Annotated in this window: 26 protein-coding genes; 9 read left to right on the top strand and 17 right to left on the bottom strand. The window is 71.4% G+C overall.

What is annotated here, in order from left to right; all coding sequences use genetic code 11:
• Window positions 1-79: 79 nt before the first annotated feature.
• Window positions 80-1297: a phosphoserine phosphatase SerB gene (serB, locus tag GGE06_RS05970; RefSeq protein WP_116161715.1), complete on the top strand. Its 1218-nt coding sequence runs from the start codon at window positions 80-82 to the stop codon at window positions 1295-1297.
• Between the two features lie 91 nt (window positions 1298-1388).
• Here the strand turns inward: serB and GGE06_RS05965 are convergent, their stop codons facing one another.
• From GGE06_RS05965 to GGE06_RS05955, 4 genes are all read right to left on the bottom strand, one after another.
• On the bottom strand, window positions 1389-1907 hold the full coding sequence (locus GGE06_RS05965; protein ID WP_116161714.1) for a SixA phosphatase family protein: 519 nt from the start codon (window positions 1905-1907) through the stop codon (window positions 1389-1391).
• 35 nt (window positions 1908-1942) lie between these two features.
• Complete coding sequence (locus GGE06_RS05960; protein WP_116161713.1) at window positions 1943-2146, bottom strand: hypothetical protein; 204 nt, start codon at window positions 2144-2146, stop codon at window positions 1943-1945.
• A gap of 159 nt (window positions 2147-2305) precedes the next feature.
• A complete protein-coding gene (locus tag GGE06_RS43350) occupies window positions 2306-2422 on the bottom strand; it encodes an SGM_5486 family transporter-associated protein (RefSeq protein ID WP_281402291.1) in 117 nt (38 codons plus the stop codon).
• Between the two features lie 17 nt (window positions 2423-2439).
• Window positions 2440-3756, bottom strand: a complete 1317-nt coding sequence (locus GGE06_RS05955; RefSeq protein WP_116161712.1) for a CynX/NimT family MFS transporter — start codon at window positions 3754-3756, stop codon at window positions 2440-2442.
• Window positions 3757-3819: 63 nt separating this feature from the next.
• On the opposite strand from GGE06_RS05955, the gene GGE06_RS05950 reads away from it, so the two are divergent.
• Entirely contained in the window at window positions 3820-4533 is a 714-nt protein-coding gene (locus GGE06_RS05950) for a FadR/GntR family transcriptional regulator (protein ID WP_116161711.1), read from the top strand.
• Here the strand turns inward: GGE06_RS05950 and GGE06_RS05945 are convergent.
• The 3 genes from GGE06_RS05945 to fabG form a co-directional block, all read right to left on the bottom strand.
• The gene (locus GGE06_RS05945; protein WP_116161710.1) at window positions 4478-4918 is read right to left on the bottom strand and encodes a hypothetical protein; all 441 of its coding nucleotides are present in this window, start codon (window positions 4916-4918) and stop codon (window positions 4478-4480) included. The two genes, GGE06_RS05950 and GGE06_RS05945, sit on opposite strands and share 56 nt — an antisense overlap.
• Before the next feature lie 157 nt (window positions 4919-5075).
• A complete protein-coding gene (fabI, locus tag GGE06_RS05940; RefSeq protein WP_116161709.1) occupies window positions 5076-5852 on the bottom strand; it encodes an enoyl-ACP reductase FabI in 777 nt (258 codons plus the stop codon).
• Between the two features lie 5 nt (window positions 5853-5857).
• Window positions 5858-6577 carry a 3-oxoacyl-[acyl-carrier-protein] reductase gene (gene fabG, locus GGE06_RS05935; RefSeq protein ID WP_116161708.1) on the bottom strand — a complete coding sequence of 240 codons (720 nt, stop codon included), beginning with the start codon at window positions 6575-6577 and terminating at the stop codon, window positions 5858-5860.
• 233 nt (window positions 6578-6810) lie between these two features.
• Between fabG and GGE06_RS05930 the strand changes: the two genes are divergently transcribed.
• The 3 genes from GGE06_RS05930 (at window position 6811) to tyrS (ending at window position 11135) form a co-directional block, all read left to right on the top strand.
• The gene (locus GGE06_RS05930; protein ID WP_184930147.1) at window positions 6811-8334 is read left to right on the top strand and encodes a TldD/PmbA family protein; all 1524 of its coding nucleotides are present in this window, start codon (window positions 6811-6813) and stop codon (window positions 8332-8334) included.
• An 82-nt stretch (window positions 8335-8416) separates the two neighbouring features.
• On the top strand, window positions 8417-9808 hold the full coding sequence (locus GGE06_RS05925; RefSeq protein WP_116161706.1) for a metallopeptidase TldD-related protein: 1392 nt from the start codon (window positions 8417-8419) through the stop codon (window positions 9806-9808).
• Window positions 9809-9866: 58 nt separating this feature from the next.
• Window positions 9867-11135, top strand: coding sequence for a tyrosine--tRNA ligase (gene tyrS, locus GGE06_RS05920; RefSeq protein WP_184930146.1), 1269 nt, complete (start codon window positions 9867-9869; stop codon window positions 11133-11135).
• A 58-nt stretch (window positions 11136-11193) separates the two neighbouring features.
• Here tyrS and GGE06_RS05915 read toward each other — a convergent pair whose 3' ends face one another.
• On the bottom strand, window positions 11194-11469 hold the full coding sequence (locus tag GGE06_RS05915) for a GlsB/YeaQ/YmgE family stress response membrane protein (RefSeq protein WP_116161704.1): 276 nt from the start codon (window positions 11467-11469) through the stop codon (window positions 11194-11196).
• Window positions 11470-11638: 169 nt separating this feature from the next.
• Between GGE06_RS05915 and GGE06_RS05910 the strand changes: the two genes are divergently transcribed.
• Both GGE06_RS05910 and GGE06_RS05905 read left to right on the top strand, forming a co-directional pair.
• On the top strand, window positions 11639-11965 hold the full coding sequence (locus GGE06_RS05910) for a DUF3099 domain-containing protein (RefSeq protein ID WP_116161703.1): 327 nt from the start codon (window positions 11639-11641) through the stop codon (window positions 11963-11965).
• A 149-nt stretch (window positions 11966-12114) separates the two neighbouring features.
• On the top strand, window positions 12115-12333 hold the full coding sequence (locus GGE06_RS05905) for a hypothetical protein (RefSeq protein ID WP_116161702.1): 219 nt from the start codon (window positions 12115-12117) through the stop codon (window positions 12331-12333).
• Here the strand turns inward: GGE06_RS05905 and moaA are convergent.
• The 3 genes from moaA to GGE06_RS05890 all read right to left on the bottom strand — a co-directional run bounded on the left by moaA (window position 12316) and on the right by GGE06_RS05890 (window position 15454).
• The gene (moaA, locus tag GGE06_RS05900) at window positions 12316-13305 is read right to left on the bottom strand and encodes a GTP 3',8-cyclase MoaA (protein WP_220378547.1); all 990 of its coding nucleotides are present in this window, start codon (window positions 13303-13305) and stop codon (window positions 12316-12318) included. The two genes, GGE06_RS05905 and moaA, sit on opposite strands and share 18 nt — an antisense overlap.
• Before the next feature lie 152 nt (window positions 13306-13457).
• Window positions 13458-15083: a monocarboxylic acid transporter gene (locus tag GGE06_RS05895; RefSeq protein WP_116161701.1), complete on the bottom strand. Its 1626-nt coding sequence runs from the start codon at window positions 15081-15083 to the stop codon at window positions 13458-13460.
• Window positions 15080-15454 (bottom strand): DUF485 domain-containing protein, encoded by a 375-nt coding sequence (locus GGE06_RS05890; RefSeq protein WP_116161700.1) that lies wholly within the window; start codon window positions 15452-15454, stop codon window positions 15080-15082. Before GGE06_RS05890 ends, GGE06_RS05895 begins: the two co-directional genes overlap by 4 nt.
• Before the next feature lie 273 nt (window positions 15455-15727).
• Between GGE06_RS05890 and GGE06_RS05885 the strand changes: the two genes are divergently transcribed.
• Together GGE06_RS05885 and GGE06_RS05880 are read left to right on the top strand one after the other, a co-directional pair.
• Window positions 15728-17263: a S8 family peptidase gene (locus GGE06_RS05885; RefSeq protein WP_116161699.1), complete on the top strand. Its 1536-nt coding sequence runs from the start codon at window positions 15728-15730 to the stop codon at window positions 17261-17263.
• Window positions 17264-17354: 91 nt separating this feature from the next.
• Entirely contained in the window at window positions 17355-18668 is a 1314-nt protein-coding gene (locus GGE06_RS05880) for a CoA transferase (RefSeq protein WP_184930145.1), read from the top strand.
• Window positions 18669-18717: 49 nt separating this feature from the next.
• On the opposite strand, the gene GGE06_RS05875 is transcribed toward GGE06_RS05880, so the two are convergent.
• The 6 genes from GGE06_RS05875 to GGE06_RS05850 all read right to left on the bottom strand — a co-directional run bounded on the left by GGE06_RS05875 (window position 18718) and on the right by GGE06_RS05850 (window position 24666).
• Entirely contained in the window at window positions 18718-19761 is a 1044-nt protein-coding gene (locus GGE06_RS05875; protein WP_116161697.1) for a zinc-dependent alcohol dehydrogenase family protein, read from the bottom strand.
• A gap of 18 nt (window positions 19762-19779) precedes the next feature.
• Window positions 19780-20433, bottom strand: coding sequence for a lysoplasmalogenase (locus tag GGE06_RS05870; protein ID WP_184930144.1), 654 nt, complete (start codon window positions 20431-20433; stop codon window positions 19780-19782).
• Window positions 20430-21308 (bottom strand): sterol desaturase family protein, encoded by an 879-nt coding sequence (locus GGE06_RS05865; RefSeq protein WP_184930143.1) that lies wholly within the window; start codon window positions 21306-21308, stop codon window positions 20430-20432. Before GGE06_RS05865 ends, GGE06_RS05870 begins: the two co-directional genes overlap by 4 nt.
• Window positions 21309-21412: 104 nt before the next feature.
• A complete protein-coding gene (locus GGE06_RS05860) occupies window positions 21413-22126 on the bottom strand; it encodes a VIT1/CCC1 transporter family protein (protein WP_116161694.1) in 714 nt (237 codons plus the stop codon).
• Between the two features lie 24 nt (window positions 22127-22150).
• Entirely contained in the window at window positions 22151-23377 is a 1227-nt protein-coding gene (locus GGE06_RS05855) for an amidohydrolase family protein (RefSeq protein ID WP_116161693.1), read from the bottom strand.
• On the bottom strand, window positions 23374-24666 hold the full coding sequence (locus GGE06_RS05850; protein WP_116161692.1) for an amidohydrolase family protein: 1293 nt from the start codon (window positions 24664-24666) through the stop codon (window positions 23374-23376). The genes GGE06_RS05855 and GGE06_RS05850 overlap by 4 nt, the downstream gene beginning before the upstream one ends.
• Between the last annotated feature and the right edge of the window lies 1 nt (window position 24667).

Raw genomic sequence — 24667 nt, 5'->3', positions numbered from 1 at the left:
AACTCCTCGACCACTCGGGTGTCCGCAGGGCGGGACGGGCAGTCGGGTGGCACACGGTGCCCGATACGGTGGAACCACCATGAGCGCATCGCAGACCTCAGACGTTCCCACCCTTCTCGTCAAGATCTTCGGGAAGGACCGTCCCGGGATCACCGCGGGACTCTTCGACACCCTCGCCGCCTACTCCGTCGACGTCGTGGACATCGAGCAGGTGGTCTCCCGCGGCCGCCTCGTCCTGTGCGCGCTCGTCACCGAGCCCACCGTCGCCTCGGCGGGCGAACTCAGGGCCACCGTGCACAGCTGGGCCGAGTCCCTGAAGCTCCAGGCCGAGATCATCTCCGGCACCGGTGACAACCGACCGCGTGGCGAGGGACGCTCGCACGTGACGGTGCTCGGCCACCCGCTGACCGCGGAGCAGACGGCGGCCATAGCGGCCAGGATCGCGGAGACCGGCGGCAACATCGACCGTATCTTCCGCCTCGCGAAGTACCCGGTGACGGCGGTCGAGTTCGCCGTCTCCGGCTGCGAGACCGAGCCCTTGCGGACCGCGCTCGCCACCGAGGCGCACGGCATCGGCGTCGACGTGGCCGTCGTCTCCGCCGGTCTGCACCGGCGGGCCCAGCGGCTCGTGGTCATGGACGTCGACTCGACGCTGATCCAGGACGAGGTGATCGAGCTCTTCGCCGCGCACGCGGGCTGCGAGGACAAGGTCGCCGAGGTGACGGCGGCGGCGATGCGCGGCGAGCTGGACTTCGAGCAGTCGCTGCACGCGCGCGTGGAGCTGCTCGCGGGTCTCGACGCCTCCGTGGTCGACAAGGTCCGCGCCGAGGTGCGGCTGACTCCCGGCGCCCGCACCCTGATCCGTACGCTCAAGCGGCTCGGCTACCAGGTGGGCGTCGTGTCCGGCGGGTTCACGCAGGTCACCGACGATCTGAAGGAGCGTCTGGGCCTCGACTTCGCCTCCGCCAACACGCTGGAGATCGTGGACGGGAAGCTCACCGGCCGGGTCACCGGCGAGATCGTCGACCGGGCGGGCAAGGCGCGGCTGCTGCGCCGGTTCGCCACGGAGGCGGGGGTGCCGCTGGCGCAGACCGTGGCGATCGGCGACGGGGCCAACGACCTGGACATGCTCAACGCGGCCGGGCTCGGGGTGGCGTTCAACGCGAAGCCGGTGGTGCGTCAGGCGGCCCACACGGCGGTGAACGTGCCGTTCCTGGACACCGTGCTGTACCTGCTCGGCATCACGCGCGAAGAGGTCGAGGCGGCGGACTTCGGCGAGGACGACCTGCCGCACTGAGCGGGGTGACGACGGAGAAGGGCCCGGGTGTCGGTCGACGCCCGGGCCCTTCCGCGTACGGAGTCACACGTACGGGATCGAGCCTGCGGGATCAGGCGTGCGGGGTCCAGAAGTCGACGAGCTTGCCGACGCCGTGCTCCACGGACTTCCAGGTGCCGTTGAAGGAGACGACGGCGAAGGCGGCGGTCGGGAAGCCGCTGCGGTTCATCCGGGGCAGCACGTCGCCCTCGGACTCGCCCGCCAGAGCGTCGGCGAGGGCGTGCATCCCCGGGTTGTGGCCGATGAGCAGCAGGTTCTCGACGGTGTCCGGGGTCTCGTTGACCAGGGCGATGAGCTCGCCGAGGGAGGCCTCGTACATCCGCTCCTCGTACACGGTCTTCGGGCGGTGCGCGAACTCATGGGCGGCCAGCTTCCACGTCTCGCGGGTGCGGGCGGCGGTCGAGCAGAGGGCCAGGTCGAAGGCGATGCCGCTGTCGGCGAGCCGGCGGCCGGCCACCGGGGCGTCCTTGCGGCCGCGGTCGGCGAGCGGTCGTTCGTGGTCGGAGGTCTCGGGCCAGTCTGCCTTCGCGTGCCGGAGCAGCACGATCCTGCGGGGTGTGTCGACGCTCATGGTCCACAGCTTCGCACGAAACAGGCCACCGCGACTCAGAGAGAGAGCGTTTGCCAGACGTGCTCCAGGACCTGGCCGACCGCCCCTTCACCCGAGGTCGCCTCGGCCCCGCCCGACCCGCTCATCAGGACCAGGAGGGCGAGGAAGGCGGCTGCGGGGAGGGCGAGGGCCCACCAGGGCAGCCGGGTGTCGACTCCGGTGGCCGTGGTCCGGATGCCGGGGTGCGTGGGGGCCGACATGGCCGCCTCCGTGGGTGAGTTCCGCGCTTTCGCCGTCGTCACCAACGTACGGAGCGCGCGTCCCCCGGCCCATCCGGTGATCCACCCACTTCACCCTGAGACCCGCCCCCTAGGGGATGCGGGGGCTACCCCCACCTCACCGGGAGGATCCCGGAAGACTCACGGCGAGGCGAAGGAGGCGATGACGGCGATGACGACCGTGATGCCGAGCATCGCGCCGAGCACGAAGAGCAGCTTCTTCTGGCCGTTCTGGGGATTGGGTTCGAGGACTGGCATGCGAACAGTCTCGCATCTCAGCATTCGTCCTCGACCGTCCGGTCCCTCCCCGCGAGGCTTCCGACGATCATCTGCGGCACCATGAGCCCGCCCATCAGCGCGATGGGCAGTGCCCAGCCGCCGCTGTGCTGGTAGAGCACGCCGACGAGGAGGGGGCCGGGGATCGAGATGAGGTAGCCGACGCTCTGCGCGAAGGCGGAGAGCCGGACGACTCCGGCGCCGGTCCGCGAGCGCATGCCGATCATCGTGAGGGCGAGCGGGAAGGAGCAGTTGGAGACGCCGAGGAGCACGGCCCAGACCCAGGCTCCGGAGGCGGGGGCGAGGAAGAGTCCGGTGTAGCCGGTGAGTCCGCACAGGCCGAGCGCGACGACGATCGGACCCTGGTTCTTCATCCGGGTCGCGAGGCGGGGGATGACGAAGGCGAGCGGAACGCCCATGACCATGGTGACGGCGAGGAGCACGCCCGCGGTGGTGGCGGGGACGCCGGCGTCCCGGAAGATCTGCGGCATCCAGCCCATGGTGATGTAGGCGCCGGTGGCCTGGAGGCCGAAGAAGACGCCGAGCGCCCAGGCGGTGCGGCTGCGGGTGATGCGGGGCGCGGCTGCCTGCGGTGCCGCCGCGGGGGCTGCGGGAAGTACCGCGTCCGCGGCTCGGTCGCGCAGGAGCGGGAGCCAGGGCAGGACGGCGAGGGCGGCGAGGGCCGCCCAGACGCCGAGGCCGAGGCGCCAGTCGCCGCCGAGGGCGTCGGTCATGGGCACGGTCGCGGCCGCGGCGATGGAGGTGCCGAGGGCGAGCGCCATGGAGTAGAGGCCGGTCATGCTGCCGACGCGGTCGGGGAAGTACCGCTTGACGATGACGGGCATCAGGACGTTGCTGACGGCGATGCCCATGAGGGCGAGCGCGCTGGCGGCGAGGAAGGCGGGGGTGCCGGTCGCGAAGGGCCTCAGGATCAGGCCGGTGAAGATCGCGGCCATGCCGGCGCAGACGACCGCGGCGGGGCCGAAGCGGCGGGCGAGGCGGGGGGCCGTGATGCCGAAGACCGCGAAGCAGAGCGGGGGCACGGAGGTGAGGACGCCGGCGACGCTGCCGCTCATGTGGAGGTCCGCGCTGACCTCCTCCAGGAGGGCGCCGAGGCTCGTGATGGCGGGTCGCAGGTTGAGCGCGGCCAGGACGAGGCCGACGGCGACGAGGCCGAGGAGCCGGCGGCGTGCCGGGCCCGGTGCGGGAGAATCGCCGGCGGTGGCGGGCGCTCCGGCCGCGCGCGCGGAGGCGGGTCGTGCGGTGGTGTCCGCCGGTGCTGCGGCGGGGTCGAGGGTCTTCGGCTCGTCAGGCATGAGGTCATCATAGAATCATGGGATGATTGGTTGTCCAATCTTGAACGAACGGGAAGGCGCTCCATGGCCCTCGGTCACCCCCGGCGCACCGGTCTCTCCGATCAGGTGATCGCCGAGCTGCGGAACCAGATCACCTCCGGCGAGTGGCCGGTGGGGTCACGCATCCCGACCGAACCCGAGCTGGTCGAGCAGCTGGGCGTGGCCCGCAACACGGTGCGCGAGGCGGTCCGCGCGCTCGCGCACAACGGCCTGCTCGACATCCGCCAGGGCTCGGGGACGTACGTCGCCGCCACCAGCGAGCTGGCGGGCGTCATGCACCGGCGCTTCGCCGGCTCCGACCCCCGGCACGTCGCCGAGCTGCGCTCCACCCTGGAGTCCGCGGCGGCGCGGTTCGCGGCCGGGCGGCGCACGGAGCGGGACCTGAAGCAGCTGGACGCCCTGCTCGCACGACGCGAGGAGGCGTGGGAGTCCGGGGACGCGGAGCGGTTCGTGTCGGTCGACGCGACCTTCCACCACGCGGTCGTCGCCGCCTCGGGCAACGAGGTGCTGACGGAGCTCTACGCGGACCTGGGCGATCTGCTGCGGGAGTGGCTGCGCGACGACGTGGGGCAGGTGCTGCGGCCGGAGAACCACATGGACCACGCGCGCCTGGTGGACGCGATCCGCGCGGGCGATGCCGAGCGGGCCGGCGCGGAGGCGGCCGGCTACCCCTTCATGTGCCTCAGGAGCTCCGTACCGGAAGAGGACCGGGAAGCGGACCGGGAAGCGGACCGGTGACAGGAGCCGGATCCGCGGGCTCGTGGGTGATCCAGGCGGACCGGACCTCCTTCCAGCAGCGCCCGGTGACCTGGGCGTAGTCGGCGGGGTCGACCTCCACGGGGGCGCTGTCGCTGTCGACGTCCCACCAGCGGTCGCACTCGACGTGGAGGCGGACGCGGTCGGTGCGGGGGTACGGGTTGCTGCAGTGCGCGGTGACGTGGGAGCCCTCGACGACGGTGCGGCAGGAGGCTCCGAAGTCCTCCGGCTCCCCGGTCGCCGGGGCGGTGGCGGGAAGCCCGTCGGACGGGGCGGGAGCGGCCCGCATCTCGGTGGCCACGGCCGTCCCGGTGATCAGGACGGCGACGGAGGCGATCGCCCCGAAGCCGTGACGTATCGCGCGCATGCCCGCACCTCCTCCCCGTCAGCAGCAGAACATCACGCTCTGCCCCAGTCTGGGGTCGTTCGGGCTACTTTTCGAGTCGTGCAGGACTTGCGGAACGGCGAGGGCCGTGTGTCCGCCACCCGGGCGGACACACGGCCCTCTACCTGCTGTGCTGCGGTTACGCGCCGATGGCGTGCAGACCGCCGTCCACGTGGATGATCTCGCCCGTGGTCATCGGGAACCAGTCCGAGAGCAGCGCGACGATGCCGCGGCCGGCCGGCTCCGGGTCCGCGAGGTCCCAGGTCAGCGGGGAACGGGTGTCCCACACCGAGGCCAGGCCGTCGAAGCCCGGGATGGACTTCGCGGCCATGGAGCCGAGCGGGCCCGCCGAGATCAGGTTGCAGCGGATCTTCTGCTTGCCGAGGTCACGCGCCATGTAGCGGCTGGTGGCCTCCAGGGCGGCCTTGGCCGGGCCCATCCAGTCGTACTGCGGCCAGGCGTACTGCGCGTCGAAGGTGAGGCCGACGACCGAGCCGCCCTCGGACATCAGCGGCAGCAGCGCCATGGTCAGCGACTTCAGCGAGAAGGCGGAGACGTGCATGGCGGTGGCCACGGACTCGAACGGCGTGTTCAGGAAGTTGCCGCCGAGCGCGTCCTGCGGCGCGAAGCCGATGGAGTGCACGATGCCGTCGAGGCGGTCGCCCAGCTGCTCGCGGACCTGGCCCTCCAGACGGGCGAGGTGCTCGTCGTTCGAGACGTCGAGCTCCAGGACCTTGACGTTCTCGGGCTTGGGGAGCTTCTTGGCGATGCGCTCGGTCAGCGTCGGCCGCGGCCAGGCGGTGAGGATGATCTCCGCACCCTGCTCCTGGGCCAGCTTGGCGGCGTGGAAGGCGATGGAGGACTCCATCAGCACACCGGTGATGAGGATGCGCTTGCCCTCGAGAATTCCGCTCATGGTGATCAGTGACCCATGCCCAATCCGCCGTCAACCGGGATGACGGCTCCAGTGATGTACGAGGCGTCGTCGGAGGCGAGGAACTTCACCGCGGCGGCGATCTCCTCCGGCTGCGCGTAACGGCCCAGCGGCACCTGGGACACGATGCCCGCGCGCTGGTCGTCGGTGAGCACCGCGGTCATGTCGGTGTCGACGAAGCCGGGAGCGACGACGTTGAAGGTGATGTTGCGCGAGCCGAGCTCACGCGCGAGGGAGCGGGCGAAGCCGACGAGGCCGGCCTTGGAGGCGGCGTAGTTGGCCTGGCCCGCGGAGCCCAGCAGACCGACGACCGAGGAGATCAGGACGACGCGGCCCTTCTTGGCGCGCAGCATCCCGCGGTTGGCGCGCTTGACGACCCGGAAGGTGCCGGTGAGGTTGGTGTCGAGGACGGACGTGAAGTCCTCCTCCGTCATGCGCATGAGGAGCTGGTCCTTCGTCACGCCGGCGTTGGCCACGAGGACCTCGACCGGGCCGTGCTTCTCCTCGATCTCCTTGTAGGCCGTCTCCACCTGCTCCGCGTCGGTGATGTCGCACTTGACGGGGAGGCAGCCGAGCTCGACCAGGGCGGCCGGGGGCTCGCCGGAGCGGTACGTGATCGCGACCTTGTCGCCGGCCTCGGCGAACGCGCGGGCGATGGCGAGGCCGATGCCCCGGTTTCCTCCGGTGACGAGAACCGAGCGGCTCAACGGATCACCCTTTCGATAGCGGTCTGGTAGCCGAAAACCTATCGGTATCGCCTTCCACATGAGGAATCGACCTCCCACAGTGGCGTACGGGCGTCACTGTCGGATCCCTACAGCTCGGGGGCGGTACGAGCCGGGGTCGCACGCCAATGCGCGGACTCGGCCACCCGTCCCGTGATTGACTTCCGGGACAGTTTCAGACCGTTGTCCTCCGATCGCCGAGAGCGAGGCCGCTCGTGGTCCATCAGATCGACCCTTCGTTCGTCGCGCTGCCGTTGCGGGCGCTCGCCGACGCGGCGCTCGCCCGAGCGCGCGCGCTCGGTGCCGAGCACGCCGACTTCCGCCTGGAGCGGGTGCGCAGTGCCTCGTGGCGGCTGCGCGACGCCAAACCGTCCGGTTCCTCGGACACCACGGACCTCGGCTACGCGGTGCGGGTGGTGCACGGCGGGGCCTGGGGCTTCGCGTCCGGCGTCGACCTGACGATGGACGGTGCCGCGCGGGTCGCCTCGCAGGCGGTCGCCATGGCCAAGCTGTCGGCGAAGGTGATCGCGGCGGCCGGCTCCGACGAGCGGGTGGAGCTGGCGGACGAGCCGGTGCACTCCGAGCGCACCTGGGTCTCCTCGTACGAGATCGACCCCTTCTCCGTCCCCGCCGAGGAGAAGGGCGCCCTGCTCGCCGACTGGAGCGCGCGGCTGCTCCGCGCGGAGGGCGTGGCGCACGTGGACGCCTCGCTGCTCACCGTGCACGAGAACAAGTTCTACGCGGACACGGCCGGCACCGTGACCACCCAGCAGCGCGTCCGGCTCCACCCGCAGCTCACGGCGGTCGCCGTGGACGAGACGACCGGCGAGTTCGACTCGATGCGGACGATCGCGCCGCCGGTCGGACGGGGCTGGGAGTACCTGACGGGGACCGGCTGGGACTGGGACAAGGAGCTCGACGAGATCCCGGGCCTGCTCGCCGAGAAGATGCGGGCGCCGAGCGTGGAGGCCGGCCGGTACGACCTGGTCGTGGACCCGTCGAACCTGTGGCTGACGATCCACGAGTCCATCGGGCACGCCACCGAGCTGGACCGGGCGCTCGGCTACGAGGCGGCGTACGCGGGCACCTCGTTCGCCACCTTCGACCAGCTGGGCAAGCTGGCGTACGGCTCCTCGATCATGAACGTGACGGGTGACCGGACCGCCGAGCACGGTCTCGCGACGGTCGGCTTCGACGACGAGGGCGTCGAGGCGCAGAGCTGGGACCTGGTGAAGGACGGCACGCTCGTCGGCTACCAGCTGGACCGGCGGATCGCGAAGCTCACGGGCCTCGGCCGGTCGAACGGCTGCGCCTTCGCCGACTCCCCCGCGCACGTCCCGGTGCAGCGGATGGCGAACGTGTCGCTCCAGCCGGACCCGGGCGGTCTGTCGACGGAGGACCTGATCGGGGGCGTGGAGCGCGGCGTCTACGTCGTCGGCGACCGGTCCTGGTCGATCGACATGCAGCGCTACAACTTCCAGTTCACGGGCCAGCGCTTCTTCCGCATCGAGAACGGGCGCCTCGCCGGGCAGCTGCGGGACGTGGCGTACCAGGCGACGACGACGGACTTCTGGGGCTCGATGGAGCAGGTCGGCGGCCCGCAGACGTACGTCCTGGGTGGCGCCTTCAACTGCGGCAAGGCCCAGCCGGGCCAGGTCGCCGCCGTCTCGCACGGCTGCCCGTCCGCCCTCTTCCGGGGCGTCAACATCCTGAACACGACGCAGGAGGCCGGTCGATGAACCCGCGCCACGACAATTGCTGGGGGTCCGGGGGTCGGCCCCCGGGTAGGCACAGTCTGAACACGACGCAGGAGGCCGGTCGATGAGCCGCGTCAGCAAGCCGTACGAGATCGTCGAGCGGGCCCTTGAGCTGTCCCGTGCCGACGGGTGTGTCGTCATCGCCGACGAGGAGTCCTCGGCCAATCTGCGCTGGGCCGGGAACGCGCTCACCACGAACGGCGTGACCCGGGGCCGGACGCTCACCGTGATCGCGACCGTCGACGGCGCCCAGGGCACCGCATCCGGTGTCGTCTCGCGGTCCGCCGTGACCGTCGACGACCTGGAGCCCCTGGTCCGGGCCGCCGAGGCCGCCGCTCGGGCCGCCGGGCCCGCCGAGGACGCCCAGCCGCTGGTGGAGGGCGTGCCCTCCTCGCCCGACTTCACGGACGCCCCGGCGGAGACCTCCTCCGCCGTCTTCACCGACTTCGCCCCGGCGCTCGGCGAGGCCTTCGCACGCGCGCGTGCCGGCGGCCGTGAGCTGTACGGCTTCGCCAACCACGAGCTGACCTCCACCTACCTGGGCACGTCGACGGGGCTGCGACTGCGCCACGACCAGCCGAACGGGACCCTGGAGCTCAACGCCAAGTCCCCCGACCGCTCGCGCTCCGCCTGGGCCGGGCGCTCGACCCGGGACTTCAAGGACGTCGACCCGGCCGCGCTCGACGCCGAGCTCGCGACCCGGCTCGGCTGGGCGGAGCGGCGGATCGAGCTGCCGGCCGGACGGTACGAGACGCTGCTGCCGCCGACCGCCGTGGCCGACCTGATGATCTACCAGCTGTGGTCCTCGGCGGCCCGGGACGCGGTGGAGGGCCGTACGGTCTTCTCCAAGCCCGGCGGCGGCACCCGGCTCGGCGAGACGCTCTCCCCGCTGCCGCTCACGCTGCGCAGCGACCCGAACGAGCCGGGTCTGGAGTCCTCGCCGTTCGTGATCGCGCACTCCTCCGGCGACGACTCCTCCGTCTTCGACAACGGTCTGCCCGTCGGGCCGGTCGACTGGGTGAAGGCCGGCAGCCTGGCGCACCTGATCACCACCCGGCACACGGCGGGGCTTACTCATTTGCCCGTGGCGCCGGGAGCGGGGAACCTGATCCTGGACGGCGGCGGCGAGCGCTCCCTGGAGGAGATGGTCGCCGCGACGGAGCGCGGTCTGCTGCTGACCTGCCTCTGGTACATCCGCGAGGTCGACCCGGCGACGCTGCTGCTGACCGGGCTGACCCGGGACGGCGTCTACCTCGTCGAGAACGGCGAGGTGGTCGGCGAGGTGAACAACTTCCGGTTCAACGAGTCGCCGGTGGACCTGCTGTCGCGGGCCACGGAGGCGGGCCGTACGGAGAAGACGCTGCCGCGCGAGTGGAGCGACTGGTTCACCCGGGCCGCGATGCCCGCCCTGCGGGTGCCGGACTTCAACATGAGCTCGGTCAGCAAGGGGGTCTGACCCCCATAGACTGATCGAGACAACTTGTACCCCTGATCATCACGAGGAGACGGACGACGTGACGGACATCGTCGACGAGCTGAAGTGGCGCGGGCTGTTCGCCCAGTCCACCGATGAGGACGCACTGCGCAAGGCTCTCGCGGACGGTCCCGTCACGTTCTATTGCGGCTTCGACCCGACCGCGGCCAGTCTCCACGTCGGTCACCTGGTCCAGGTCCTCACCGTCCGCCGGCTCCAGCAGGCCGGGCACCGGCCGCTGGCGCTGGTCGGCGGGGCCACCGGGCAGATCGGTGACCCGCGGCCGACGGCCGAGCGCACCCTGAACGACCCCGAGACGGTCGCGAACTGGGTGAACCGGCTGCGCTCGCAGATCGAGCCCTTCCTCTCCTTCGAGGGGGAGAACGCGGCGGTCATGGTGAACAACCTGGACTGGACCGCCGGGATGTCGGCGATCGAGTTCCTGCGGGACATCGGCAAGCACTTCCGGGTCAACAAGATGCTGACCAAGGACTCCGTCGCCCGGCGCCTGGAGTCCGAACAGGGCATCAGCTACACCGAGTTCAGCTACCAGCTCCTCCAGGGCATGGACTTCCTGGAGCTGTACCGCCGCTACGGCTGCACGCTCCAGCAGGGCGGCTCGGACCAGTGGGGCAACCTGGTGGCCGGCCTCGACCTGATCCACCGCCTGGAGCCGGGTGCGGAGGCGCACGCGCTCGCGACGCCGCTGATGGTCAAGGCGGACGGCACCAAGTTCGGCAAGACCGAGGGCGGGGCCGTCTGGCTGGACCCGGAGATGACGACGCCGTACGCGTTCTACCAGTTCTGGCTGAACGTGGACGACCGGGACATCTCGACGTACATGCGGATCCTGTCCTTCAAGTCCCGCGAGGAGCTGGAGGAGCTGGAGGCGCAGACCGCCGAGCGGCCGCAGGCGCGTGCCGCCCAGCGGGCGCTGGCGGAGGAGCTGACGACGCTGGTGCACGGCGCCGAGCAGTGCGCGGCCGTCATCAACGCCTCCAAGGCGCTGTTCGGGCAGGGCGACCTGGCCGAGCTGGACGGGCCGACGCTCGCCGCCGCGCTGTCGGAGCTGCCGCACGCGCGCGTGTCCGAGCTCGGCCAGGTCGTGGACCTGTTCGCCGAGGTCGGTCTCGTGGCGAGCAAGTCGGCGGCGCGGCGCACGGTGAAGGAGGGCGGCGCCTACGTGAACAACGTGAAGGTGACCGCCGAGGACGCCGAGGTGTCGGCGGACGACCTGCTGCACGGCCGCTGGCTGGTGCTGCGGCGCGGCAAGAAGAACCTGGCGGCGATCGAGTTCGCCGGCCAGTAGGGCCAAGGGAAGGGGCCCGGTACGCGCGCGGTGCGTCGTACCGGGCCCCTTCCCGCGTTCAGGCGCGCTGTCTGGTGCCCTTGATCGAGGTCCACAGCATGTCGCCGACCCCGACGACGGCGACGGCGCCGATCAGCTGGAGCAGGTGCCGGGTCCAGTCGATGCCCCGGGTGTCGTTGACCCCGATCCACGTGGCGACCGCGTTGCCGAGCACGCTGCCGAGAATGCCGAACACGGTCGTCAGCCACAGCGGGATCTGCTGCTTCCCCGGCAGGATCGCCTTCGCGATCAGACCGAGGACGAGTCCCACGATGATCGCCCACAACCAACTCATCGTCGCCTCCTAGTGCGCATCTGGGCCCAGTCTCAGCCCATCGGCCATACGGCGCATGTCGGACAGCGCCGTACGTGCCCCGGTCTCGTCGACCCGGGACGGCGGGCGTACGGTGGAGCGAGGTCCGGACCGGGGAGGGTCCGGCACGACCAGTGGGTGGTGAGCGGCGATGCCGAAGCGTGGCGGGACCGAGGTCTTCCGGATCACGGGGGCCCGACAGGGGCTCGCCGATGACGTCCGGGGACGACAGCGGCGCTATGTCATCTCGATGACGGTGCGGACGCTCTCCGTGATCGCCGCGGCGGTGCTGTGGAACGTCGAGCGGCACGTGGCCTTCGTGGCGCTGGGCCTGGGCATCCTGCTCCCCTACATCGCCGTGGTGATCGCCAACGCGGGACGCGAGACGGCTCCGTCCCTTCCCTCCACCTTCGTCCCGGCTCCGGTGCGCCCGGCGCTCGACGCACCGAACCTCAAGAGAAGCTCAGATCAATCATGACGATCCGGTGCACCGCACCCCATGTGCCGTGACATACTGCGTACGCGCTCCGCATCCCCCGTCGGAGCGACGGACCGATGCCGGGCAGCTCCCCCCGTGGCTGCCCGGCATCGCTGTTGCTGGACAATGACCGTGTGATCAATGGTCCAGTGAGCGAAGAGAAGCCGATCTGTTCCGCCAAGGGGTGCCGCGCCGACGCCGTCTGGGTCCTCGCGTGGAACAACCCCAAGCTGCACACGCCCGAGCGGCGCAAGACGTGGCTCGCGTGCGAGGAGCACCGCGAGCACCTCTCCCAGTTCCTGGGGGTACGGGGGTTCCTGAAGGACGTCGTGCCGCTGGGCGACTGGGACTCAGCCTCCGATAGCTGACATCGGGCGCTCGGGCTGGAGGAAGCTCGGGTCGTCGAGGCCCGAGCCCGCCTTCTTGCCCCACATGGCCTTCTTCCAGATCTCCGCGATCGTCTCGTCCGGGGCGTCCGAGCGGAGCGCGGCCCGCAGGTCGGTCTCCTCGGTGGCGAAGAGGCAGGTGCGCACCTGGCCGTCGGCGGTGAGCCGGGTCCGGTCGCAGGCCCGGCAGAACGGGCGGGTGACGGAGGCGATGACACCGACCGTGTGGGGTCCGGCGTCGACCTTCCAGCGCTCGGCGGGGGCGGAACCACGCTCCTCGGAGCCTTCGGGCGTCAGGGTGAAGCGGGTGCGGAGCGACTCCAGGATGTCCCCGGCGGTGATCATGCCGTCGCGCTTCCAGCCGTGCTGGGCGTCCAGGGGCATCTGCTCGATGAAGCGGAGCTCGTACCCCTCCTGGATCGCCCAGGCGAGCAGGTCGGGGGCCTCGTCGGCGTTGAGCCCGGGCATCAGGACGGCGTTGACCTTGACCGGGGTGAGGCCGGCGTCGCGTGCGGCGGCCATGCCGTCGAGGACGTCCTGGTGGCGGTCGCGGCGGGTGAGGGTCTTGAAGACGTCGGGGCGCAGGGTGTCGAGGGAGACGTTGACCCGGTCGAGGCCGGCCGCCTTGAGGGCGGCGGCGGTGCGCTTGAGTCCGATGCCGTTGGTGGTGAGGGACATCCGGGGGCGGGGCTCCAGGGCGGCGCAGCGCTCGACGATCCCGACGAGGCCGGGGCGGAGCAGCGGTTCGCCGCCGGTGAAGCGGACCTCGGTGACACCGAGGTCGGTGACGGCGATGCGGATCAGCCGGACGATCTCGTCGTCGGTGAGGAGGTCCGGCTTGGCGAGCCACTGGAGGCCCTCTTCCGGCATGCAGTACGTGCAACGCAGGTTGCACCGGTCCGTGAGCGAGACGCGCAGGTCAGTGGCCACACGGCCGTAGGTGTCGATGAGCACTGTGGGCCCCCTCCCCGATTTCCGGATGCGTGTGGTGTCGAGCCTACGTGAGTGTTCGGACATCGAGCAGGGCCGATTGTCACGAGGACCGGCGCGGCCGCGTCGTAGAACTCTACGACGCGGCCGTCCGACGGTCGCGGACCGTGTACGGATCAGTGCGCTCCGACTCCGGTGAGGGACTTGACCTCCAGTTCCGCGTACTTGCCCTTGTCCGGCTCCTCCTTGGAGAGGATCGAGCCGAGCCAGCCGAGCAGGAAGCCGAGCGGGATGGAGACGAGACCGGGGTTCTCCAGGGGGAACCAGTAGAAGTCGACCGTCTTGAACATCGACGTGGGCTTGCCGGAGACGACCGGCGAGAACAGCACGAGGACGACGGCGGAGACCAGGCCGCCGTAGATCGACCACAGGGCGCCCCGGGTGGTGAAGCGCTTCCAGAAGAGCGAGTAGAGGATCGTCGGCAGGTTGGCCGAGGCGGCGACCGCGAAGGCGAGGGCGACGAGGCCGGCGACGTTGAGGTCGCGGGCGAGGGCGCCGAGGGCGATGGAGACGATGCCGATGAAGACGGTCGCCCAGCGGGCGGCCTTCACCTCCTCCTTCTCGGTGGCCTTCCCGCGCCGGATGACGTTGGCGTAGATGTCGTGCGCGAAGGACGAGGAGGAGGCCAGGGTCAGGCCGGCGACGACGGCGAGGATGGTCGCGAAGGCGACGGCGGAGATGACGGCGAGGAGGATCGATCCGCCGGTGGAGTCCGCTCCGCCGCCGATCTCCAGGGCCGCGAGCGGGGCGGCGGTGTTGCCTGCCTTGTTGGAGGCGATGATGTCGCTGTTCTTGAGGAGGGCGGCGGCGCCGAAGCCGAGGACGATCGTCATCAGGTAGAAGGCGCCGATGATGCCGATGGCCCAGTTGACGGACTTACGGGCGGCCTTGGCGGTCGGCACCGTGTAGAAGCGGATCAGGATGTGCGGCAGGCCGGCCGTGCCGAGGACGAGCGCGATGCCGAGCGAGAGGAAGTCCAGCTTGGAGGTGGCGGTGGCGCCGTACTTGAGGCCGGGCTCCAGGAAGGCGTCGCCCTTGCCGCTGTTGGTGGCGGCGGCGCCGAGCAGATCCGAGATGTTGAAGTGGAACTTGAGGAGGATGAGGAAGGTGATCAGGAGGGTGCCCGCGATGAGCAGGACCGCCTTGACCATCTGCACCCAGGTGGTGCCCTTCATGCCGCCGATCGTCACGTACACGATCATCAGGAGGCCGACCAGGGCGACGATCGCGATCTTGCCGCCGTCGCTGGTGATGCCGAGCAGCAGCGAGACGAGGACGCCCGCGCCCGCCATCTGGGCGAGCAGGTAGAAGATCGAGACGACGATCGTCGAGGTGCCGGCGGCGGTGCGGACGGGACGCTGGCGCATCCGGTAGGCGAGGACGTCGCCCATGGTGAACCGGCCCGAGTTGCGCAGGGGTTCGGCGACCAGGAGCAGGGCGACGAGCCAGGCGACGAGGAAGCCGATCGAGTACAGGAAGCCGTCGTAGCCGAAGAGGGCGATCGCGCCGGCGATGCCGAGGAACGACGCGGCGGACATGTAGTCGCCGGAGATCGCGAGGCCGTTCTGGAAGCCGGTGAACTGGCGTCCGCCGGCGTAGAAGTCGGCGGCGCTGCGGGTCTGGCGGCCGGCCCAGACGGTGATGACGAGGGTGGCGACGACGAAGGCGCCGAACAGGGCGATGATCAGGGGCCGGTGCTCGGTGGTGGCGTTGCCCGCCGCGAGCAGGACGGGGGTGCTCATGCGTCGCCCTCCATACGGGTTCTGATGGCCTCGGCCTTGGGGTCGAGCCGGTTCGCCGCGTGCCGCGAGTAGAGCCAGGCGATGAGGAACGTGGTGAGGAACTGGCCGAGACCGAGGACGAGGGCCACGTTGATGTTGCCGAAGACCTTGGTCCCCATGAAGCCGCCCGCGTAGTTGGAGAGCAGCACGTACAGCAGGTACCAGGCGATGAAGGCCAGGGTGAGGGGGAAGGCGAAGGAGCGGTGGGTACGGCGCAGTTCGCCGAACTCCGCGCTCCCCTGCACCTCGACGAACTGCTCCGTGGTGGGCGACGCGGGACCATGGCCGGTCTCCGTGTCGTTTCTGGGCGGCGGCGGTGCTTCGGTAGCCACGGAATCTCCTCGTGACGCGGGGGCGGACGGCTGGGTCAAGGGGGCCTCACCAGGGGTGCGGGAAGCGGGGCTCCGAACGGAGCTCCTCCCCTGCCCAACGGCACGGAGCCGGAAGCGAAGCGGTTCACGTCGCGGATTTTCTTGAACAGATCTTCATGAAGTCTTCTCAACTCATTGAAGCTTCGGGAAGATCAGCGATAGCTTCACTCGTCATGCACCTGTCCGCACGTAAACCCGCGCGTGGACAGTACATACGGATGATGTGGAGAACCCATGGCTCATCTGGGATCGAGGCGCGGCCGAGCTCTCGCTCTGCCGGTTGGTCTCGCGCTCACGGCCTCGCTCGGCTTCCTTGCCCCCGGCGCCGCCTCCGCCGCGGAACTGAGCGACGCTCCGGCCACCGTGGCCGCTTTCAGCGGCCCGAAGCTCTCGTACGTCGTCAACATCGAGGGGGGCCGCTGGACCGCCGCCTCGGTGCGGAAGGCGATCGCCGCCGCCGGTGGCGAGGTGGTCATCTCGTACGACCAGATAGGCGTGATAGTCGTCCACTCGCAGAACCCCGAGTTCGCGAAGACGATCCGTCAGGCGGACGGCGTGGTCTCGGCCGGCTCGACCCGCACCGCCCCGCTCTCCGCCCAGTCCGACGACTCCGTCGACGAGGGCGCGCAGGCGCTGACCCCGGCCGAGGCGAAGGCCGCCGCGGCCGCCGCCGCCGACGGCCAGGACCCGCTGGAGCCCCTGCAGTGGGACATGCCGGCGATCAAGGCCGACAAGGCCCACGCGAAGACCCTCGGCAGCAGCAAGGTCACCGTCGGCATCATCGACACGGGTGTCGACGACACCCACCCGGACCTGGCGCCGAACTTCGACGCCGCCGCCTCCGCCAACTGCGTGTCCGGCAAGCCGGACACCACCCCCGGCTCGTGGCGTCCGATGAAGGGCGAGTCCGACCACGGCACGCACGTCGCGGGCACCATCGGCGCCGCCAAGAACGGCATCGGCATCACCGGTGTCGCGCCGGGCGTGAAGCTCGCCGGCATCAAGGTGTCGACCCCCGACGGCTTCTTCTACACCGAGGCCGTGGTCTGCGGCTTCGTGTGGGCGGCCGAGCACGGCGTCGACGTCACGAACAACAGCTACTACACCGACCCGTGGATGTTCGCCTGCAAGAACGACGAGGACCAGAAGGCCCTCATCGAGGCGGTCACCCGTGCCACCCGCTACGCGGAGAAGAAGGGCACGGTCAACGTCGCCGCGGCCGGCAACTCCAAGTTCGACCTGGCGGCCGACACGATCACGGACACGACCAGCCCGAACGACACCACGGCGGTCACCCGTGACGTCGACCCGACGGAGTGCTTCGACTACCCGTCGATGCTGCCGGGCGTCGTGACGGTCTCCGCGACCGGGGCGAAGAACCTCAAGTCGTCCTACTCCAACTACGGTCTCGGCGTGATCGACGTCGCCGCCCCCGGCGGTGACCGCACCGAGTACCAGACCCCGGACGCCCCGGCGGTCAACGGCCGCATCCTGTCGACCACGGTCGACGGCGGCTACAACTACAAGGCCGGTACGTCGATGGCGTCCCCGCACGCCGCCGGTGTGCTCGCGCTGCTGAAGTCGACGCACCCGAACGCCAGCCCGGCGGCGCTGAAGGCGCTGCTGTACGCGCAGGCCGACGACCTCGCCTGCACCAACCCGTACGACATCGAGGGCGACGGCAAGATCGACGCCGTCTGCGAGGGCGGCAAGAACAAGAACGGCTTCTACGGAGCCGGTCTGATCGACGCGCTGGCCGCCGTGAAGTAAGCGGTACCCGTGCGTGAGGGCCCTGGTGTGGTGCGCCACACCAGGGCCTTCTCCGTGCCCGCGGGGTGGCACTCAGTGCCACACTGCCGTCATGGACAACACAGTGCGTACGGGTACGGAGTTGCTGTGGTCGGCACTCGGCGGCGATCCCGCCCTCGTCGACCGCGTGGAGTACGGCGGGGTCTCCGGACTGCTGCCCGCGCGACTGCCCGTGATGGACCTGGCGCGCGCGACGGTCGCGGCCTGCTCGCTCGCCGCGGTGGAGCACGCGGGGCTGCCGGGGCCGGTGCGGGTGGACGACGGGGCCGTCGCCACCGCCTTCGTGAGCGAGCGTCACCTGCGGGTCGACGGGCGGGCGCCGGTGAACTTCGCGCCGCTGTCCCGGTTCTGGCGGGCGGCCGACGGATGGGTCCGTACGCACGCCAACTACCCGCATCACAAGGCGGCGTTGCTGGCGGCTCTGGGGGTGCCGGATTCCGGCTCGGGCTCCGTGGAGGCCGTCGCCGCGGCGATCGGCGAGCGGAAGGCCGTCGAGGTGGAGACGGCGGTGTACGCGGCCGGGGGTCTGGCCGTCGCCCTGCGCACGCCCGAGGAGTGGGCGGCCGGCGAGCAGGGCCGGGAGGTGGCGGCGCGGCCGCTGCTGACCCGGGAGCGGCTCGACGAGGCCGCGCCGAGGCGGCGTTCGGGCGGCCCGCTGCGGGTCCTCGACCTCACCCGGGTGATCGCCGGGCCCGTCGCGACGCGGACGCTCGCGCTGCTCGGCGCGGACGTCCTGCGGATCGACCCGCCCGCCAACCCCGAACTGCCCGACCAGCACGCGGACACCGGCGTCGGCAAGCGGACGGTCGCGCTCGATCTGGACCGGGCGTCGGACCGGCGCGCCTTCGACGAACTCCTGGATTCCGCCGATGTGTTGGTCACCGGTTACCGGCCGGGGGCGCTCGACCGGTTCGACCTGGAGCGGCCAGGTCTGGTGACCGCCCGCCTCTCCGCCTGGGGCGACTACGGGTCCTGGGGCGAGCGGCGGGGCTTCGACTCCCTGGTGCAGGTGGCGACGGGGATCGCGGCGGTGGAGGGGTCCGCGGAGGAGCCGGGCGCACTGCCGGCGCAGGCGCTGGACCACGGCACGGGGTATCTGCTGGCGGCGGCGGTGCTGCGGTCGCTGACGGAGCAGCGGGCGGAGGGCGGCAGCCGTCTCGTACGGCTCGCGCTGGCGCAGACGGGGCACTGGCTCGGCGGTTCGCTGCCGCGGTACGCGCCGGAGCGGTACCTCGCGGAGTCGGAGGGGCCGCTCGGGCGCCTCCGGCACGCGTTGTCGCCGGTCGCGTACGAGGGCGGCCCGACGGACTGGTCACGCCCGCCGGGCGTCGCGGGGGCGGACGCGGCGGAGTGGCTCGGGGCCTGACCGGGGTCGTACGGGTGGGCACCCGCCGACGGATGCCCACCCGGTGCCGTTACGGCTTGACCAGGACCTTCAGGGCCGTGCGGTCGTCCATCGCCTTGTAGCCGGACGGGACGCCGTCCAGGCCGACCGTCAGGTCGAAGACCGGGGACGGGTCGATCGCGCCCGACAGGACGTCCGGGAGGAGCTCCGGGATGTAGGCGCGGACCGGGGCGACGCCGCCGCGCAGGGCGATGTTGCGGTCGAACATGACGGAGAGGTCGAGGCCGGTGCCGCTGCCGTGCGGGACGCCGACGTAGCCGATGGAGCCTCCGTCGCGGGTGATGCCGACGGCCGTGCGCATCGACTGCTCGGTGCCGACCGCCTCGATCACGGCGTGCGCGCCCTGCCCGCCGGTCAGCTCGCGGACGGCCGCCTCGGCGGCCTCGCCGCGCTCGGCGACGACGTCGGTGGCGCCGAAGGCACGGGCGATGTCGGTGCGGGCGGTGTGCCGGCCGAGCGCGATGATCCGCTCGGCGCCGAGCCGCTTGGCGGCGAGGACGCCGCAGAGGCCGACGGCCCCGTCGCCGACGACGGCGACCGTGGAGCCCTTCGTGACGCCCGCGCCGAGGGCCGCGTGGTGGCCGGTGCCCAGGACGTCGGAGAGGGCGAGCAGCGCGGTCAGGAGCCGGTCGTCGGAGGCGGCGTCGGCGGGGAGCTTGACGAGGGTGCCGTCGGCGAAGGGGACGCGGACGGCCTCGCCCTGGCCGCCGTCGGAGCCGACCGAGCCCCAGAAGCCGCCGCGCGGGCAGGAGGTCTGGAGGCCCTCGGCGCAGTACTCGCAGGTGCCGTCGGACCAGACGAAGGGGGCGACGACGAGGTCGCCGGCGGCGAAGCCGGTGACGTCGGAGCCGGCCGCCTCGACGATGCCGAGGAACTCGTGGCCGATGCGCTGGCCGGGCTGTCGGGCGGCCTCGCCGCGGTAGGCCCACAGGTCGCTGCCGCAGATGCAGGCGCGCAGGACCCGCAGGACGACGTCCGTGGGTTCCTGGATCACCGGGTCGGGCACGTCCTCCACGCGCATGTCGAACGGGGCGTGGATGGTGGTGGCGCGCATGGGGGGCGGTCCTTGCTGTCAGACGGTTGTACGACGTTCACCGTACATCGCGTGGAGCGCTCCCGCCGTCAGCAGGTACTGCGCCGCGATATAGGTCAGCATGACCCAGAAGTCCGGCGCCGGCAGCTGGGGCCACTCGGCGATGCCGGTGGCGATGAGGGTGTCGGACAGCAGGAAGAGGGCTCCGCCCAGGCCGGCGGCGAGTCCCAGGGCGCTGGAGCGGTACGCCATCGCGGCGAGCAGCAGCGAGTAGCCGGCGACGGGGACCCGCAGGTCGGCGGGGAGGTCGGGCCACAGGAGCGTGACGGTGCCGGCGAGCGCGGCCGCGTACAGGGCGCCGAGCGCCGGGGACGTACGCCTGCGTCCGAAGAGGACCAGGTAACAGACGTGTCCGGCGGCGAAGGAGCCCATGCCGACGAGGAAGGCCCAGTCGGCGTCGGAGAGCAGGAGGACGTCGCCGCCCCAGCCGAGGAGGAGCGCGGCCGTGAGCAGCCGGGGTGCGCCGAGGCTGACGGCGTACGCGGCGAGCAGCGGCATCAGGAGCGGTTTGGCGACCTGGTGGCCGAGGTCGGCGCCGGCGAGCAGGGAGACCAGGTCGACGGCGGCGGCGAGTCCGAAGGCGGCGAGCAGGGCGCGGGAGGCGGTCGGGCGGGAGAGGGCGAGGGTGCTCATGCGGCGGCCTCCGTCGTGGCGGGCCGGTTCGTCCCGGCGGGCGGGGCGGGCTGCCAGCCGGGGCCGCGGAAGACGCGTCCCGCGCGCTCGCGCCAGCTGTGCGCGGCGCGCAGGTCGCGGGCGATGGCGGCGTACTCGTGGGTGGCGACGCGCAGCGGGTTGTAGGTCTCGATGTTCTTGGTGAGTCCGTAGACGGGCCGCTCGGTCTCGGCGACCCAGGAGCCGAGCATCCGGTCCCAGACGATGAGGATGCCGCCGAAGTTCCGGTCCAGGTAGCCGCCCTGGGAGGCGTGGTGGACGCGGTGGTGCGAGGGCGTGTTGAGGACGTACTCGAAGGGGCGGGGCAGCTTGTCGATGCGCTCGGTGTGGATCCAGAACTGGTAGACGAGGTTGACCGAGTAGCAGAAGGCGAGGGCCGCCGGGTGGACGCCGAGGGCGATCAGCGGCAGGTAGAACGGCCAGCCCGTCACACCGGTCCACGGCTGGCGCAGAGCGGTGGAGAGGTTGAACTTCCTGCTGCTGTGGTGGACGACGTGGCAGGCCCAGAGGACGCGGATGACGTGGTGTCCCCGGTGCTGCCAGTAGTAGAGGAAGTCCTGGGCGAGCAGCATGAGCGGGATCGTCCACCAGAGGACGGGGACGCGGAGCGGGGTCAGCTCGTAGACGGCGGTGTAGATCGCGACCACGGGGATCTTCCACAGCGCGTCGAAGAAGAGGCTTCCCAGGCCCATGCCGATGCTGGTGGCGGCGTCCCTGGCCTCGTACCCGGCGGCGTCCTCGTCGGGGTGGATCCGGTGGACGACCATCTCCAGGACGGTGAGCAGAACGAACGCCGGTATGGACCAGAGCACGACATCGGGCAGGTTGGGCGGCATGCCGACGACGGTAGAGGCGGGGACCGGGCTCGGCTAGACGTGATTACTTACAAGTAAGTAAGACCGTCTGTCAGCAGGCTTTGGCACCTTCCGACAAGACCCGGCTAGACCCCGGCCGCGCCGAGCAGGGAGCCCGCCGCGTAGGTGACCGCCATCGCGAGGGCGCCGCCCGCCACGTTGCGCAGGATCGCGGGGCCCGTGGGGGCGCTGCCGAGGCGGGCGCTCCACCAGCCGGTGAAGGCGAGGGCGGCGAGGACGGAGACGACCGTGACCCAGAGGCGGGCGGAGGCCGGCGGGAGGACGATCGCGAGCAGCGGGAGCAGGGCGCCGACGGTGAAGGCGAGGAAGCTGGCGGCCGCCGCGTGCCAGGGGTTGGTGAGGGCGTCGGGGTCGATGCCGAGCTCCACGCGCGCGTGGGCCCGCAGCGCGTCGCGGGCGGTGAGCTGTTCGGCGGCCTCGCGGGCCACGTTCGGGGAGAGGCCGCGGGCGGCGAGCAGGCCGGTCAGTTCCGCCAGTTCCGCTTCCGGCTCTTCGCGCAGTTCGCGTTTCTCCTGGGCGAGCGCCGCCTTCTCCGAGTCGCGCTGGGTGGAGACGGAGACGTACTCCCCCGCCGCCATCGACATCGAGCCGGCGAGCAGCCCCGCCAGGCCGGCCGTGAGCAGGGCCGCCTGGGACTCGGTGGCGCCGGCGACGCCGACGACGAGGCCGGCGGTGGAGACGACGCCGTCGTTGGCTCCGAGCACGGCGGCCCGGAGCCAGTTGAGACGGGAGCCGAGGCCGCCGCCGTGGGCCTCGTCGTGTGCGGGGGCTTCGGTCACCCCTGGAGGGTCGCACCCGCCGGGTCACCAGACCCGGACCGACCCGCCCTTCGCGAAGGCCGGGCTGGTGGCGCCCGCCGGGACCTCCTTCAGGGGCTCGGCGATCTCGTCGACGGCCGGGCCGTGGACGGCGGCGAGGCGGTCGAGGAGGGCGAGGTCGAAGCCGTAGACGCGGGCGGCGTTCCCGCCGACCATGGCGGCGACCTCCTCCCGGGGCAGTCCCGCGTAGGCGATGCGGAGGCCTTCCCGGGAGTACGGGGTGGTGCCCTCGTCGTGCGGGTAGTCGCTGCCCCACATGATCTTGTCGAGGCCGATCCGGTCGCGCAGCGGCACCTCGTGGGGGCGCATGAAGCTGGCGCCGACGAAGCAGTTGTCCCGCCAGACCTCGCCGGGGCCCTTGCCCATGGACTCGGCGAGGCCGGCGCCGAACTTGGACTCGGCGGTGGCGGCCCTCGTCGCGGCCGAGACCAGGCGCCCGTGGTAGTAGTCCAGCATGTCGAGCACGCCCGGGATCCAGCCCGATCCCTGCTCGGTCAGGACCAGCTTGAGCCCCGGATGGCGCCGGAACGCGCCGCCGAAGATCAGGTGCCACAGGGCCCGGTGGGAGAACCAGGTGGTCTCCACCATGAACACCGCCCGGGCGGCCGGTTCGTCGCCCAGCGGCGGCGAGGCGGAGCCGCCGTGGTGGTTGACCGGGACGTCGAGCTCGGCGCAGACCGCCCAGATCGGGTCGTACGCCTCGGAGTACAGCTCCGGGACGGGCGAGCCCGGCGGGACGCCCGGCAGCAGGATGCCCCCGGTCAGGCCGGCCTCGCGGGTGCGGCGGATCTCCGCGACCGCCGCGTCCACGTCGTTGAGGAGGATCTGCGCCACGCCCGCCCTGCGCCCCGGGGCGTCCGCGCAGAAGTCGGCCAGCCAGCGGTTGTGCGCCTGGAGCCCGGCCCAGCGCCGCTCGTACTCGGCGCGGGTGGGCGGCTGGGCCATCAGGGAGGCCTTGGGGAAGAACGGCGGGATGGTGTTCGGGAAGACGACCTCGGCGACGATCCCGTCCGCTTCGAGTTCGCGCAGCCTGCGCTGCGAGTTCCAGTTGCGGTCGGCGGTGTCGGCGAGGAGGTCCTCGTACGGGTTGACGTAGGTCGCCGCCCAGGCGTCGAAGTCGTCGTGGTGCTTCTTCTCCAGGTACGGCCTGTAGTCGAGGAGGTCGGCGCCTGCGTGGCAGTCGGCGGAGACGACGGTGTAGCGGTCGGTCACGGGTTCACCCCCAGGACCGGGAACTCGTGGTCGGTGAGCCAGTGCCGGCCGACCTCGCGCGAGCGGGCCCAGGAGGCTTCGACGGCTGCTTGGTCGGCGGGCTGGCCGAGGTCGGCGGGGGTGGGACCGATCCGACGGGATATCGGATCCAGTATTTGGATATCGAATCCAAAGACCTCGGCGGCGGCGAGCCCCAGCATCCGCCGGGTCTCCGCGACCGGGATGTCGTGGAAGGTCTTCCGCAGCCACGCGCGCGTGTCGGGCCAGGTGCCCTCCGGGTGCGGGAAGTCCGAGCCCCACAGGATGTTGTCGACGCCGATCTCGTACCGCTGCGCCAGCTCGCGCCGCTTGGTGTTGGTGGCGCAGACGAAGACCTGCCGGTCCAGGTACTCGCTCGGCGGCCGCTTCAGCTCCGCGAACGGGGACAGCTTCTTGCCGCCGTGCGCGCCCAGGTAGAGCCGGTCCATGAACCAGAGCAGGTTCGGCAGCCACCAGCAGCCGGACTCGGCGATCCCGAACCGCAGGCCGGGGTGGCGCTCGAAGACGCCCGACCAGAGCAGGAACCACAGGGGCCTGGCCGGCCACCAGGTGACCTCGGAGACGTAGATCCCGAGGTGGTCGCCGTACTCCTCGCGCGGCGCCGCCCCGGAGTGGGTGACGACCGGCATGCCGGTCTCGGCCGCCGCCGCCCACACCGGGTCGTAACGCCGGTCGTGGTACGGGGCCTTGTCCACCCACATGGAGGGGATCATGAGCGCGCCGAGCCCGGACTCCTTGGCGCGGTGGATCTCGGCGACGACCTCGCGGACGTCGGCGGTGACGGGCAGGAGGGCGACCCCGCAGTGCCGGGCCGGGTTCGCGGAGACGAACTCGGCGAGCCAGCGGTTGTGCGCCTTGGCGCCCGCCATGCCGAGCTCGGGGTCCTGGTCTCCGGAGAGTCCGAGGCCGACGCCGAAGGGCGCGGCGGTCTGGCTGTCGACGGCGTCCGCGTCGGGGAAGACGACCTCGGCGGCCACCCCGTCGCCGTCGAGCTCCTTGATGCGCTGGGCGGGGTCCCAGCCGCCGCGCAGGCCTTCCTCGTTGTCGCTGAACCACTTGTTCGCGAAGGCCTCGTTGCGCACCCCGAGCCGGGTCATGGCCTGGCGGCGGGCCTCGCGCCCCGCCAGGAAGTCGTCGAAGTCCCGGTGGAAGCGAGGGTCGAGATAGGGCCGGTACTCCTCGGTGGGCAGCCCGGCGTGACAGTCGGAGGAGATGATCAGATACGGGTCCTCATGGCGCTCGTTGCTCATG

Origin of the sequence: Streptomyces nymphaeiformis (assembly GCF_014203895.1) — a bacterium.
GTDB lineage: Bacteria > Actinomycetota > Actinomycetes > Streptomycetales > Streptomycetaceae > Streptomyces > Streptomyces nymphaeiformis.
This window is presented reverse-complemented; position numbering and strand designations above follow the sequence as displayed.